The organism is Alkalibaculum sporogenes (genome assembly GCF_009362815.1).
GTDB classification, from domain to species: domain Bacteria; phylum Bacillota; class Clostridia; order Eubacteriales; family Alkalibacteraceae; genus Alkalibaculum_A; species Alkalibaculum_A sporogenes.
This window is the reverse complement of sequence record NZ_WHNX01000012.1, coordinates 1-13,792: the sequence shown is the minus strand read 5'-3', so window position 1 is coordinate 13,792 and position 13,792 is coordinate 1. Positions and strand designations below refer to the sequence as shown.

Here is a 13,792-nt window from a genome sequence, read left to right as displayed (position 1 = left end):
TAAACTATATTTATTTCTGAAATATCCTTTCGAGAAATTGACCTGTGTATGATTTTTCATGTTTCGATACCTGTTCTGGAGTTCCTATAGCAACAATAGTTCCTCCTCCATCCCCACCTTCAGGTCCTAAATCAATGATATGGTCTGATACTTTTATTACATCTAAATTATGCTCAATCACTACGACGGTGTTTCCACTATCAGCTAATTTATTTAGTACCATAATTAGTTTGTCCACATCTGCAATATGCAGACCAGTTGTCGGTTCATCTAAAATATAAAGGGTTTTACCTGTACTTCTCTTGCTCAATTCTGTAGCCAATTTAATCCTTTGAGCTTCTCCACCTGAAAGCTGAGTTGATGGTTGCCCTAACTTGATATAACCCAAACCAACTTCATATAGTGTCCTCAACTTTGCATCTATTCTAGGAATATTCTTAAAAAATTCTAAAGCTTCTTCTACAGACATATTAAGAACATCTGAAATGTTTTTCCCCTTGTACTTTACCTGTAAGGTTTCTCTATTGTAACGTTCTCCCTTACAAACTTCACAGGGAACATATACATCTGGGAGAAAATGCATTTCAATTTTTATAATTCCATCGCCTTTACAATTCTCACACCTTCCACCTTTTACGTTAAAGCTAAATCTCCCTTTTTGATACCCTCTTGTCTTAGCTTCAGGGGTTTTAGCAAATACATCTCTAATAATATCGAAAACTCCTGTGTAAGTAGCAGGATTAGATCTAGGAGTTCGCCCAATTGGAGACTGATCTATATCTATTATTTTATCTATATTCTCTATTCCTAAGATTTTACGGTGTTTACCTATCTTTTGAGAAGAACGATTGATTTTTTGCGCTACCCCTTTATAGAGGATTTCATTAATTAGAGTGCTTTTCCCCGACCCAGAAACTCCTGTTATGCATGTAAATGTACCAAGGGGTATTTGAATATCAATATTTTTTAGATTGTTCTCATTTGCACCAATAATTTCAATTTTATTACCATTGCCGCCTCTTCTAGTACTAGGCATAGGTATAGTTTTTTTTCCACTTAGGTATTGCCCTGTAAGAGATTTTCTAGTTTTTTTAATCTTATCTACATTTCCTTCAGCAACTATTTCACCACCATGTATTCCAGCACCAGGTCCAATATCCACAATATGGTCAGCTTCATACATAGTATCTTCATCATGTTCTACCACTATTAGTGTGTTACCTAAATTTGTTAAATTTCGAAGTGCACTTAATAGTTTTCGATTATCTCTTTGGTGAAGCCCAATACTAGGTTCATCCAATACGTATAATACACCTACTAATCCAGCGCCAATTTGAGTAGCAAGTCTAATCCTTTGAGATTCTCCACCAGATAAAGTTCCAGCACTCCTTGAAAGAGAAAGGTAGTCAAGTCCTACATCCCTTAAAAAACTAAGCCTTGCAGTAATTTCTTTCAAAACTTGTTGAGAAATAAGTTTTTCTTTAGATGTAAATTCTATGGTTTCAAAAAAGTTAATAGAATTATTTATAGACATATTAGTCAATTCTATAATATTTATATCTTTCACAGTAACTGCTAAGCTATTTTCATTTAATCTTTTTGCTTTACAACTAGGACACGGCGTTTCAGACATGTAATTTTCAATTTTCGATAGTACATATTCAGAGTTGCTCTCTTTATAACGTCTTTCCATATTGTTAATAAGTCCTTCAAATACAACTTCTCTTTCTTTCCAACCGCCAAAATGTGAGTTAAACTGAATCGAAACAGGCGTAGAACATCCATAATACAATTCATGTATAAATTGCTCTGGCGCATTTTCTAGAGGTTCAGCTAGTGAAAAATTATGTAATTTAGCTACCTCATTGATAACTGCATGATAATAACTATCCTCATCGCTAACACCATAAAAGTTAAGCGCACCTTTTGTTATAGGTAAAGTTTTATCTGGAATTAACAAATCCGGATCTACTTGTCTATGGAATCCTAATCCATGGCAGGTGTTACACATTCCAAATGGACTATTAAAAGAAAACATTCTAGGTTCTAGCTTATCGATAGCTATTCCACATTCTTCACAAGCAAACTTTTCACTATATACAATTCTTTCTCCACCTATAATATCTATAATTAGCATACCTTCAGACATTTTTAATGTCGTCTCTATTGAATCTGATAGCCTTTTAACTATAGATTCTTTTAGAATAAGTCGATCTATAACTACTTCTATATTGTGTTTCTTATTTTTATCCAGATTAATCTCGTCACTCAATTCATACAATTCTCCATCAATAGTGACTCTTACAAAGCCATCACGTTTGATAGAACCTAGCAATTTCTTATGTTGCCCTTTTTCACCTCGTACTACAGGAGCAAGTATTTGAAATTTTGTTCCTAAATCCATAGACATAATACTATCTACCATTTGATCTACAGATTGAGTACTTATTTCTTTACCGCACTTTGGACAATGTGGTATTCCTATACGGGCATATAATAATCGATAATAATCGTAAATTTCTGTTACGGTACCTACAGTAGATCGAGGATTTCTATTAGTCGTTTTTTGATCTATTGAGATTGCTGGCGATAATCCTTCGATATACTCAACATCAGGTTTACTCATTTGTCCTAGAAACTGTCTAGCATAAGATGATAGAGACTCAACATATCTTCGTTGACCTTCGGCATATATAGTATCAAAGGCTAGAGAAGATTTCCCAGAACCACTTAAACCAGTAAACACTATAAACTTATCTCTAGGTATCTTTATATCTATATTCTTTAAATTATGTTCCTTTGCACCACATACTGTAATGTATTTCATTCTTTTCTCCTTCAATCATTCATAATTTTATAAACAAAACATAAAGTTCTGTAGTTAAATATTCTGGTTTTCTAATTTCAATTTAGTAGCCTAGTCAACTTTGCATATTTCATTTCACTCTTTTAACTTCAACTCTTTAATCCTATCTCTTAACTTAGCTGCTCTTTCAAACTCTAAATCAACTGCTGCTATTTTCATTTCTTCTTCTAATTTTATAATAATATCCTGTACAGTTTCACCTGCTAGGTACTCTACTTCCCCCTCAGCTACTCTAGTAACCTCGATAGCATCGTGTATCTTCTTAGAAATAGAAGTGGGAGTAATATTATTTTCTCTATTATACTTTCTTTGTATTTCTCTTCTTCTATCAGTTTCCCTAATAGCATTTTCCATTGATCTAGTAATAGAATCAGCGTACATTATTACTCTTCCATCTACATTCCTAGCAGCTCGTCCTATTGTTTGAATCAAAGATGTTTCAGATCTCAAGAATCCTTCCTTGTCAGCATCTAAAATAGCAACCAAACCAACTTCTGGAATGTCTAGACCTTCCCTTAATAAATTGATGCCAATTAGCACATCGTATATACCAAGTCTTAAATCCCTTATAATTTTTGTTCTTTCTAATGTATCTATATCTGAATGTACGTATTGTACCTTAATATCTATTCCTTTAAGATAGTTTGTCAAGTCTTCTGACATTCGTTTTGTCAATGTTGTAACCAATATTCTTTGTTTTTGTTCAATCTTTATATTAATTTGTCCTATTAAATGATCAATTTGTCCTTTGACTGGCACTACTTCTATTTCTGGATCCACAAGACCAGTTGGCCTAATAATTTGCTCCACTACTTTGATCGCTGTATTATTCTCATAAGGGCCTGGAGTGGCTGTAGTAAATATAACTTGATTTATCTTGTTTTCAAACTCTTCAAAGTTAAGTGGTCTATTATCTAAAGCTGATGGTAATCTAAATCCATAGTCAACTAAATTGTTTTTTCTAGACCTGTCCCCTGCATACATACCTCTAACCTGAGGTATGGTAACATGTGATTCATCAACAATTAACAAAAAGTCCTCAGGAAAATAATCTATCAAAGTAAAAGGTGCACTACCAGGTTCTAATCCACTAATATGCCTTGAATAATTTTCTATTCCATTGCAATAACCCATTTCTTTCAACATTTCTATATCGTAATTTGTTCGCTGTTCGATTCTTTGTGCTTCAACTAGTTTTCCCTCTTTATCAAATTCTTTACAGGTCTCTTTAAGTTCATCTTCTATTTTAATAATAGCTTTCTCTAATTTTTCAGGAGTTGTAGCATAATGTGATGCTGGGAATATTGATATATGCTTTCTATACCCAGTTATTTCACCTGTGATTACATCTATCTCTGAAATTCTTTCAATTTCATCACCAAAAAATTCTATCCTTACTGCCTTATCTGTAGAACTAGTTGGAAATATCTCCAACACGTCTCCTCGCACACGAAAAGTTCCCCTAGTAAAATTAATATCGTTTCTTTGATACTGAATATCCACAAGTTTTCTAATAACTTCATCCCGATCTTTTTCCATCTGTGGCCTTAAAGATACAACTAAGTTTTCATAATCTATAGGACTACCTAAACCATATATGCAAGATACACTTGCTACCACCACTACATCTCTTCGTTCAAATAAAGAGGCTGTAGCTGAATGCCTTAATTTATCTATCTCATCATTTATAGATGCATCTTTTTCTATAAACAAATCAGAACGTGGCACATAAGCTTCTGGTTGATAATAATCGTAATAACTCACAAAATACTCTACTGCATTTTCAACGAAGAACTCTTTGAATTCATTGTATAATTGAGCAGCCAAAGTTTTATTATGAGCCATTATTAAAGTTGGTTTATTGACCTTTTCTATAACTTTAGCCATAGTATATGTCTTTCCAGAACCAGTTACACCTAATAATGTCTGGGCCTTTACACCATTATTTAGGCCTAGGCTTAATTGCTCAATAGCATTACTCTGATCTCCCATAGGATTGTAATCAGAAGTAACTTTAAAATCAGCCATCTTTATCTCACTCCTTCCAGCTTACTTTTCATTCCTCAAACGTATGTTCGTATCAATTATATAATAAGCCTTATAATCGGTCAACATATCATTTAATTTTACTAAATCTTAACCACGGCAATCGCATTAAAAGTTATTTATAGCACGCTTTTCAGTTTTGTTTTTATCATTTAAGAGGGTTCTGCGAACCCTTTTTAAAAAAACATATCAAAGTAGCTAACTTTATAGAGTATTTTTAAAACATTAGCAAACGATAGCTTCGCTAAATTCAAAGAAGGAGAAGATTAACGTTAAGAATTTTTGGCTGTTTGAGCGTAGCGAGTTTCAAAAATTTAGTTTATCTTCGAGTTCTCTTCTTACAGTATGCGACAGCGTGTTTGCGTTTGTTTTAAACATACTCTTGCTCTCATCATATATACGAGACTAATTCTATTCCATCTTTTCTATGTTTTTTTCATGCGATAGCCCTGTAATTTTACTATCCTTATAGCAAAATACAAGCAACAAGAATTTTCCTCTTTGCTTGTATTGTAATTTAATTCAACTAATTATACTCTGTTAAATACAGCTTAGTTAATTACTGAGTTTTACTATCCATAATTTCTAATGCCTTATTTAATTGAACATCTTGTTTAATATTAAAATCCGGTTGAAATCTTAAGCCTTCAGTCATTTCTATTTCTAAGTCTGGCTCTATTCCTTCTCCGTGAATATTTCTACCATTTGGTGTAAAGTACTCTGATACAGTAATTTTAAAACCAGTACCATCTCCAGCATCACTCATTCTTTGCACAACACCCTTTCCAAAAGATGTTGTTCCAACAATAGTTGCAGCATTAGTATCTTGTAATGCACCTGCAAATATTTCTGATGCGCTTGCAGAACCACCGTTTATAAGAACTACCATTGGCAACTCTAAGCTGCTTTTTCCATCTGATTTCATATACTCTTTATTACCCGCTTTATCTTGTGTATAAACAATGACTGATTCACCCATTAGACGATCTAAAATACTCACTACAGTGTCCATCATTCCACCTGGATTATCTCTAACATCTACTATTAACCCTTTAATATCTTTAGCTAGTAAACTATCTAAATGCTCTTCAAATTCTTCTCCAGTATAGCTTTCAAATTGTGTTATAGTTAAGTACCCAATATCACCATCTAAAATTTGACTTTCAACACTTTTCATTACTATTTCTTCACGTGTTATCTCTTTTTCTAAAATTTCGTCAGTATTCTTTCTTTCAATACTAAGTATTACAGATGTACCTTTATCACCTTTTATCTTAGCAACTACCTCGTCTAAATTTAGACCTGTTACTTCTTCTCCATCCACCTTGAGGATTTTATCACCAGGTATTAAACCTGCTTTCTGTCCTGGAGAATCATCAATAGGTGAAACTACCGTAACTGAATTATCTTCATCTAAACCCACAACTACACCTATTCCCACATAGCTACCTTGGATCTGTTCCATATAAGAACTAAATTGACTTTTATCATAATATGCAGTGTATGGATCTCCTACAGCTTGGAACATTCCATTAATTGCACCATCTAATAGTGTATTTTCATCTACATCCTTGTAATAACTTTCTTCTATTTCGTTTTTTAGATATAGCAGCTTCACTATGTATTCTGACGTTTCAGAATCTTTAGTCTGAACTATTACTTTATTACCAAGAGCAATAGAAATTCCATTTGCAACAGCAAAAGTAGCAGCATTAGAAACTAGCAATACTAATATTACCAATATAAAATACCATTTTTTATTTCTCATATAGCATCCCCTTATAAATTATTCGATACTGAATTTTAATTACTCTATTCACTTGTATACTTAAGATTATATGCTTTACTTCTCTAATTTAATCATATTAACATTTAAGAATATTACCACTACATAGGATATTTATCAAGGAAAACATCTGTTTATAACTTTAACAAGATAATTATAAAGTCTTTATCTTAAAATAAGATTAATTTATATTCACCTATACAAAAAATCCATTAAGTTCTAAATGTTTCTTATATTCTTCAGTTACTGATATTTAACAGTGAAAAAGGCAAAGCCTTTAACAATTTATACTTAAAACATTCTAGTTGATTTAAAGCTATCGTATCATAGAATGTAAAAAGGATCTCTTCTATCAGACTGAGACCCTTTTATTTAAAGATATGCCATTATTCCCTCGATACTTAGTCATCTATCTTATTTTATTTCATATAAAAAACTTCTAGTTTTGCCTAGAAGTTTTTCTATTATGTACTATCTTACATATGACAGTGGATTTCTCGTTTCACCGTTAATTCTAATTTCAAAGTGAAGATGTATTCCAGTAGACATTCCTGTTGTACCTACTTCACCGATTGCTTCTCCTACCGAAACTTTTTTACCTACCCCTACATATCTCTTTGCTAAATGTGCATATACCGCTGAGACTTTATTCCCATTCCCATCTAAGCCTAGATCTATTGTAACCATATTTCCATATCCACCACTATAAGTAGATTGGATTACCTCTCCATTACCAACAGCAATTGCATTCACACCTCTACGTCTACCAGTAGGGATATCAATTCCTGAGTGGAATTTATTATAGCCTAAAATCGGATGTATTCTATTACCATATGGAGACGAAACACTAGTATGTCCTGGTACTGGCCAACGATATACTCCTTTATTGATATTAGTGTTAATAGTTTGTAGACTTTGTATCTTATTTTTTATACTATTTGATTCTGCAGCTAATTGATTAAGCTCAGACTCTAATTTTTGAGTGTTTTGTTTTAGCACTGCCATATAGTCATTTCTAGTGACCTTGACTTGATTTAAACTTGTTTTTTTACTCTCGCTATCTTTTTTTAATCTAAGGAGATCCTGCTTTTTTATTTCGATTTTTTGCTTCTTTGCGTTAATTTCTTTTTCCATTTCTTCTAGTTTCTCAAACACTTTTTGGTCGTAATCAGCAATAGTTTTGACAGCATCTATTTTAGTAATTAAATCACTAAAGTTTGAGGCGCTAAACAAGATTTCGAAGACACTCGTGTCGCTATACATATACATAACTCTCAGTCTCTCATCTAGTGTAGCCTTTTGTTCTTCTTTTTCTAATACAGCTTTTTCTAGTTCTATAGCTACTTCATCAAGTACCTTTTGCGTGTTATTAATGTTAGTTTGAATCTTTAATATCTCATTTTCTACCTTTTTTATGTCATTATCCAATTTAGTAATTTCGCTTCTTAGTTCCTCTACAGATGCCTTATTTGCATCTATCTTTTTTTGTGTTTCAGCTTGAGTCTTTTGATTACTTTTTAAATCGTCTTGTAATTTATTTACGCTTGTTGCATGTACAGGTATGGTCATCAAAATAAGACACGCTACCATGATACTGATGATTTTTTTCTTCAATGTCTTTCCTCCTTATTCTTTAGTAATATTAAACGTCCAAGAACTTTCTGATAGAAAATAAACTTCCTACAGCGCCAACTACCAAACCATAAACAATGAAATAAACCATTATTTCAGGCATAACACTTTCTGGTGGTGCAAAAGTTATTCCCATCATTAAAACAGATTGTCCTTGTATTAATCCTAGTAAATAATAATAAGCATTTCTTATAACTAAAACAGCTAAAATAGAACCTAAAACCCCAAGTATACTCCCCTCAATAATAAACGGTACTCGGATATACCAATTAGTAGCACCTACTAATTTCATTATACTAATCTCTTTTCTCCTAGCAAACACTGTAATTTTAATCGTATTGTATATAATAAATAGTGAGATCCCCGTTAAAATCACTAGTACAACCATGCTCATTATATTAGCAAATTCATTAAATTTAATAAGAGCACCTACATAACTCTCTCCGTAGTTTATATAATCTACCCCATCTAAATCTGATAATGAATCATTTAACTCTGTTATAGCTCCAGCGCTATGAGTTTTAATAATAAACGCTTCAGGCAAGGGGTTGTCCTCTTCTAGACCTTTAAGTATATTTTCGTATTGTTCTAACTGATTTGACATAATGTTTAACGCTTCATCTTTTGATTGAAATGTGTAACTTTCTATATCTTTGTGGGCATCTAGAGTATTCTCTAAATCTCCCATTTCTTCTACTGAAATATCTTTTTCTAAAAATACTTTTAACTCCAATTGATCTTCCATTTCACTAGTAATATGTTGAATATTAAATGTGATTACTAAAAATATCCCTAAAATAACTAATGCTGATAGTACAGAAATAACCGAAGCAATACTCATCAAGGAATTTTTCTTAATACTTCTAAAGCAATCCCTAAAAAAATACTTGAAGGTATTAATCTTCACTATGGTATCCACCTTTCTTGTCACTTACTATTTTCCCGCCATGTAAGGCAATAACCCTCATCTGCATTAAGTCTACTATATCTTTATCATGAGTTGCCATGATAACTGTGGTACCCTTTGCGTTGATATCTTTAAGCAAATTCATGATTCCTATAGATGTCTTTGGATCAAGATTACCTGTGGGTTCATCGCATATAATTAAATAAGGATTATTAATTATTGCTCTTGCTATAGCCACTCGTTGTTGTTCCCCTCCAGACAGTTGATCTGGAAAGTAGTGTGCTCGATGAGATAACCCAACTAATTTTAAAGCATTCGGTACACTTTCTTTAATTACAGCAGTACTTGTTTCGACAATTTCCATTGCAAATGCTATATTTTCATATACAGTCTTATCACTGAGCAATCTAAAGTCTTGAAAGACTATCCCTAACTTTCTTCTATAAAAAGGTATATGTCTTCTTTTTATCTTAGTAATGTCTTGGTCATCAACATGTATTTCTCCTGTTGAAGGTTCTAATTCCTTCAATATTAGTTTCATAAATGTTGATTTACCAGCACCACTTTTCCCTACGATAAAAACAAATTCACCTTTGGAAATACATATATCTATATCAGATAGAGCAAGGTGCTCTGTCTTATCATATGTCTTGCAAACTCCATTTAATTTAATCAAGAAAAACCCTCCAGAATTTATACCTAAGTTGTAAACAATTTGTAACCTAATTTATTATAACAAACTGTCCACTATAAACAAACCTTTTGCGACAAATAAACTATGTTACTTTATACCAATGAGAAAAAACACCCTTTTTCAACGTATATAATCAAAATTTACACTTTATATTAAGAAAAATTATATCCATATATAAATAATATAACGAAATTACTAATAATGAAACACATTTTGTAAAATATTTATAAAAAAAGGTTGAAAAATGTAAATAAATAATAATTATAATGGACACTTTTATATTATAATACTACTAATATTTAACTAAGGATCTCTTTCCCTAATTCTGCATAGTCATCCAGTTAATTTTAACGATTGTTTATTTTGTTTATTTTCATTAGGTTTGTGTTTTGAATAAAAATATGCTACAATAAAAAAAAAGAATAAATTGAGCCAGTGGAATAAGTGTAGGCCGTTACTAAAAACAAAGTGTTTTTTAGTGCGGCCTTTTTTATGTATTGCGGCGACAAAGAGTTTCCTATGGTTGTCTTTATAAAATAATTATATAAGGAGTGTATTTTCTTTATGGTAGATGTAGCAATTATTGGGGCTGGTGTAGTTGGTTGTTCTATAGCAAGAGAACTATCAAAATATTCTATTACAGTATCCGTAATAGAAAAAGACAGTGACGTAAGCAATGGTACTAGCAAAGCCAATAGTGGAATAGTTCATGGTGGTTATGATTCAAAATTTGGCACTTTAAAAGGTTCTTTGTGTGTTCAAGGAAATTCCATGTTTAAAGATTTAAATGATCAGTTACACTTTGGTTTTAATAAATGTGGTTCCTTCGTGTTAGCCTTTAGTAGTGACGATATGGTTGAACTCCATCATCTCTATGAAAATGGTAAAAAAAATGGTATTAAGAATCTTGAAATTGTGGATAGAGAATTTGTGTTAAAAAAAGAACCAAATATAAACCAGGAAGTTGTTGGAGCACTTTACTGTGCTGATGCAGGAGTTATATCGCCATGGGAATACGCTATTGCAATGGCGGAAAACGCAGCATTAAATGGAGTAAGCTTTCTATTAAATAATAAAGTTACTAGTATCGCAAAAAAAGAAAATCACTTCACAATTCAAACAGATAAGAACACTATTAACACAAGATATATAATCAACTGTGCTGGACTTTACTCTGATGAAATATCAAATATGGTTGGGGTTAATAGATTTAAAATAAGGCCAAGAAAAGGTGAATACATATTATTTGACAAAGAGTACTCTGGACTTACAAATTCTATTTTATTCCAAACTCCCAACAACGGTTCTAAAGGTGTTTTAGTAACGCCAACTTATCACGGTAATATGATGATAGGTCCCAATGCAGAGTATATTTGCGATAAGGAAGATACTAGTACGACTTCCCAAGGTTTAGCTACTTTGCAACACAAAGTACAGAAGACACTGAAATCTATTGATTATTCAAAAGCAATAACGCAATTTTCAGGTTTAAGAGCGGCTACAGATACTTATGACTTCATAATTGAAGAAAGTCAAGTAAAGCAATTTATTAACGTAGGAGCCATAGACTCGCCAGGGTTAACGTCCTCTCCAGCAATTGCAGTAATGGTATCAAAGTTGCTTCTAAATGCTGGATTAAAATTAAAGAAAGACCATACCTTTAACCCTAACTTAACTCCCATAATTAAGGTGAACGAACTTAATATACATGACAAAAATAAACTGATAAAAAAAGATCCACGTTATGGTAGAGTTATCTGTCGCTGCGAATCAATGACTCAAGGAGAGATTGTTGAAGCGCTCCATAGGCCAATACCGGCTACAACATTAGATGCAGTTAAAAGAAGAGCTCGAGCTGGTGCCGGAAGATGTCAAGGAGGTTTTTGTTCTCCTAGGGTTATGGAAATTATCAATGAAGAACTGGATTTACCTGTATTAGATATTAACAAATCCGAAGATAAATCAAATATATTAATTGATAAAACTAAGAAAAGCATGGAGGTGCATCTATGAAATACGATTTAGTAGTTGTAGGTGGAGGTCCAGCTGGTTTAGCGGCAGCTTTAAAGGCACACCAAGAAGGTCTTGAGGATATACTAATTATAGAGAGGGATACAGTCTTAGGCGGAATTCTAAATCAGTGTATTCACAATGGTTTTGGCGTACACAAATTTAAAGAAGAGCTTACCGGTCCTGAATATAGTCAAAAATACATCGATAAAATACTAAACACAAATATCCAAGTTCAAACAGATACTATGGTTCTTCACGTTACAAAAGAAAAAGAATTACATGTTATAAGTGCTTCCCAAGGCTATCAAGTGATCTATGCAAAAGCAGTCGTACTTGCCATGGGTTGTCGAGAAAGAACTAGAGGTGCAATCAATATTCCTGGCACAAGACCAGCAGGAGTATTTACAGCCGGCACTGCTCAAAGATTCATTAACCTAGAAGGGTATATGCCTGGAAAAAATGTTGTCATTTTAGGCTCAGGCGATATTGGTTTAATTATGGCTAGGCGAATGACTTTAGAAGGAGCCAAAGTAAACTGTGTACTTGAATTAATGCCATATTCAAATGGATTGACTAGAAATATCGTACAATGTCTAGACGATTATAATATTCCTCTAAAACTAAGTCACAGCGTTGTTAAAATACACGGTAAAAACAGACTTGAGGGTGTAACTATTGCTCAAGTAGACAAACAATTAAAACCTATCTCAGAAACTGAAATCTATATACCATGTGACACTTTGCTCTTATCTATTGGATTAATTCCAGAAAATGAATTAACAAGAGAATGTGGCATAGAACTCGATATTAGAACAAAAGGTGCTACTGTTGACCAGAATAGAGAAACCTCAATTACAGGTATTTTTTCCTGTGGAAATGTACTTCATGTCCACGACTTAGTAGATTATGTTTCAGAAGAGGGCGAAATAGCAGCAATTGGCGCTGTTAACTATATTAAAAGTAATAAAAAATCAAAGAAGGAATTTGCATATACAGTACCAATGGAAGGAATTTCATATATTGTTCCACAAAAAATTAATATTGGTGACCAAGACAAAACAAACATTTACCTAAGAGTAAATAAAGTATATGAACAGTGCGTTATTTCAGGTTACATAAATAATAGTAAAATTTACACAAAAAAATACACCAAACTAACTCCTGGTGAGATGGTGAGCTTCAACATCGACAAAGGTAAATTATCATTATCTGAACAAGATCAGATTAAATTTAAAATAGAGGAGGAATAATAATGGTACGAGAAAAATCTCTAATATGTGTAGTGTGTCCAAAAGGTTGTAAAATCTCCATCATTAAAAAAGATGGAGACCATATAATAAAGGGAAATGCATGTTCAAGAGGAGAGGTTTATGCCATAGATGAATATACAGCTCCGAAAAGAATAATTACAACAACTATAAAAGTAGAAAATAGCCCTCAATCAGTAACCTCTGTAAAGACTACTTCAGGTGTGCCAAAAGATGATATCTTTGCTATAATGAATATAATAAACAAAACAACAATAAAATCTCCTTGTACAGTAGGAGACATTGTTCTAAAAAACATAGGTAATTCAGGTGCAGATTTAATCGTAACAAGAAATTCAACCTCTCAATAGTCCAGAGGAGCTTTCTACGAAGGATCTTATAAGCCCTAGTTCTCCTCTCAATCGTCATCCAGAGGAGTTCCACGACGAAGGATTTTATAAGCCCTAGTTCTCCTCTCAATCCGTCATCCAGAGGAGTTCCACGACGAAGGATCTTATGAACCTAGCTCTCCTCTCAATCCGTCATCCAGAGGAGTTCCACGACGAAGGATCTTATGAACCTAGCTCTCCTCTCAATCCGT

9 protein-coding genes are annotated in these 13,792 nt (G+C 32.8%); 3 read left to right on the top strand and 6 right to left on the bottom strand.

Annotated elements, in window-relative coordinates; all coding sequences use genetic code 11:
* Positions 1-10: 10 nt before the first annotated feature.
* From uvrA to ftsE, 6 genes are all read right to left on the bottom strand, one after another.
* Positions 11-2,827: an excinuclease ABC subunit UvrA gene (uvrA, locus tag GC105_RS08865; RefSeq protein ID WP_152803832.1), complete on the bottom strand. Its 2,817-nt coding sequence runs from the start codon at positions 2,825-2,827 to the stop codon at positions 11-13.
* Between the two features lie 114 nt (positions 2,828-2,941).
* Positions 2,942-4,894: an excinuclease ABC subunit UvrB gene (gene uvrB / locus GC105_RS08860; RefSeq protein WP_152803830.1), complete on the bottom strand. Its 1,953-nt coding sequence runs from the start codon at positions 4,892-4,894 to the stop codon at positions 2,942-2,944.
* 577 nt (positions 4,895-5,471) lie between these two features.
* The gene (locus GC105_RS08855; RefSeq protein ID WP_152803827.1) at positions 5,472-6,680 is read right to left on the bottom strand and encodes a S41 family peptidase; all 1,209 of its coding nucleotides are present in this window, start codon (positions 6,678-6,680) and stop codon (positions 5,472-5,474) included.
* A 489-nt stretch (positions 6,681-7,169) separates the two neighbouring features.
* Positions 7,170-8,312 (bottom strand): murein hydrolase activator EnvC family protein, encoded by a 1,143-nt coding sequence (locus GC105_RS08850; RefSeq protein ID WP_152803825.1) that lies wholly within the window; start codon positions 8,310-8,312, stop codon positions 7,170-7,172.
* Between the two features lie 28 nt (positions 8,313-8,340).
* The gene (ftsX, locus tag GC105_RS08845; protein ID WP_343029998.1) at positions 8,341-9,237 is read right to left on the bottom strand and encodes a permease-like cell division protein FtsX; all 897 of its coding nucleotides are present in this window, start codon (positions 9,235-9,237) and stop codon (positions 8,341-8,343) included.
* Entirely contained in the window at positions 9,227-9,913 is a 687-nt protein-coding gene (gene ftsE, locus GC105_RS08840) for a cell division ATP-binding protein FtsE (protein WP_152803823.1), read from the bottom strand. Before ftsE ends, ftsX begins: the two co-directional genes overlap by 11 nt.
* 582 nt (positions 9,914-10,495) lie before the next feature.
* Between ftsE and GC105_RS08835 the strand changes: the two genes are divergently transcribed.
* The 3 genes from GC105_RS08835 to GC105_RS08825 are packed head-to-tail and all read left to right on the top strand — an operon-like array spanning position 10,496 to position 13,562.
* On the top strand, positions 10,496-11,944 hold the full coding sequence (locus tag GC105_RS08835; RefSeq protein ID WP_152803821.1) for an NAD(P)/FAD-dependent oxidoreductase: 1,449 nt from the start codon (positions 10,496-10,498) through the stop codon (positions 11,942-11,944).
* A complete protein-coding gene (locus GC105_RS08830; RefSeq protein WP_152803819.1) occupies positions 11,941-13,194 on the top strand; it encodes an NAD(P)/FAD-dependent oxidoreductase in 1,254 nt (417 codons plus the stop codon). Before GC105_RS08835 ends, GC105_RS08830 begins: the two co-directional genes overlap by 4 nt.
* 2 nt (positions 13,195-13,196) lie before the next feature.
* Positions 13,197-13,562, top strand: a complete 366-nt coding sequence (locus GC105_RS08825) for a DUF1667 domain-containing protein (protein WP_152803817.1) — start codon at positions 13,197-13,199, stop codon at positions 13,560-13,562.
* The last annotated feature ends 230 nt before the right edge of the window (positions 13,563-13,792 follow it).

Coding starts and splice junctions, on each gene's coding strand:
- uvrA (WP_152803832.1), bottom strand. CDS start 2,827: ATGAAATACATTACAGTATGTGGTGCAAAGGAACATAATTTAAAGAAT.
- uvrB (WP_152803830.1), bottom strand. CDS start 4,894: ATGGCTGATTTTAAAGTTACTTCTGATTACAATCCTATGGGAGATCAG.
- GC105_RS08855 (WP_152803827.1), bottom strand. CDS start 6,680: ATGAGAAATAAAAAATGGTATTTTATATTGGTAATATTAGTATTGCTA.
- GC105_RS08835 (WP_152803821.1), top strand. CDS start 10,496: ATGGTAGATGTAGCAATTATTGGGGCTGGTGTAGTTGGTTGTTCTATA.
- GC105_RS08830 (WP_152803819.1), top strand. CDS start 11,941: ATGAAATACGATTTAGTAGTTGTAGGTGGAGGTCCAGCTGGTTTAGCG.
- GC105_RS08825 (WP_152803817.1), top strand. CDS start 13,197: ATGGTACGAGAAAAATCTCTAATATGTGTAGTGTGTCCAAAAGGTTGT.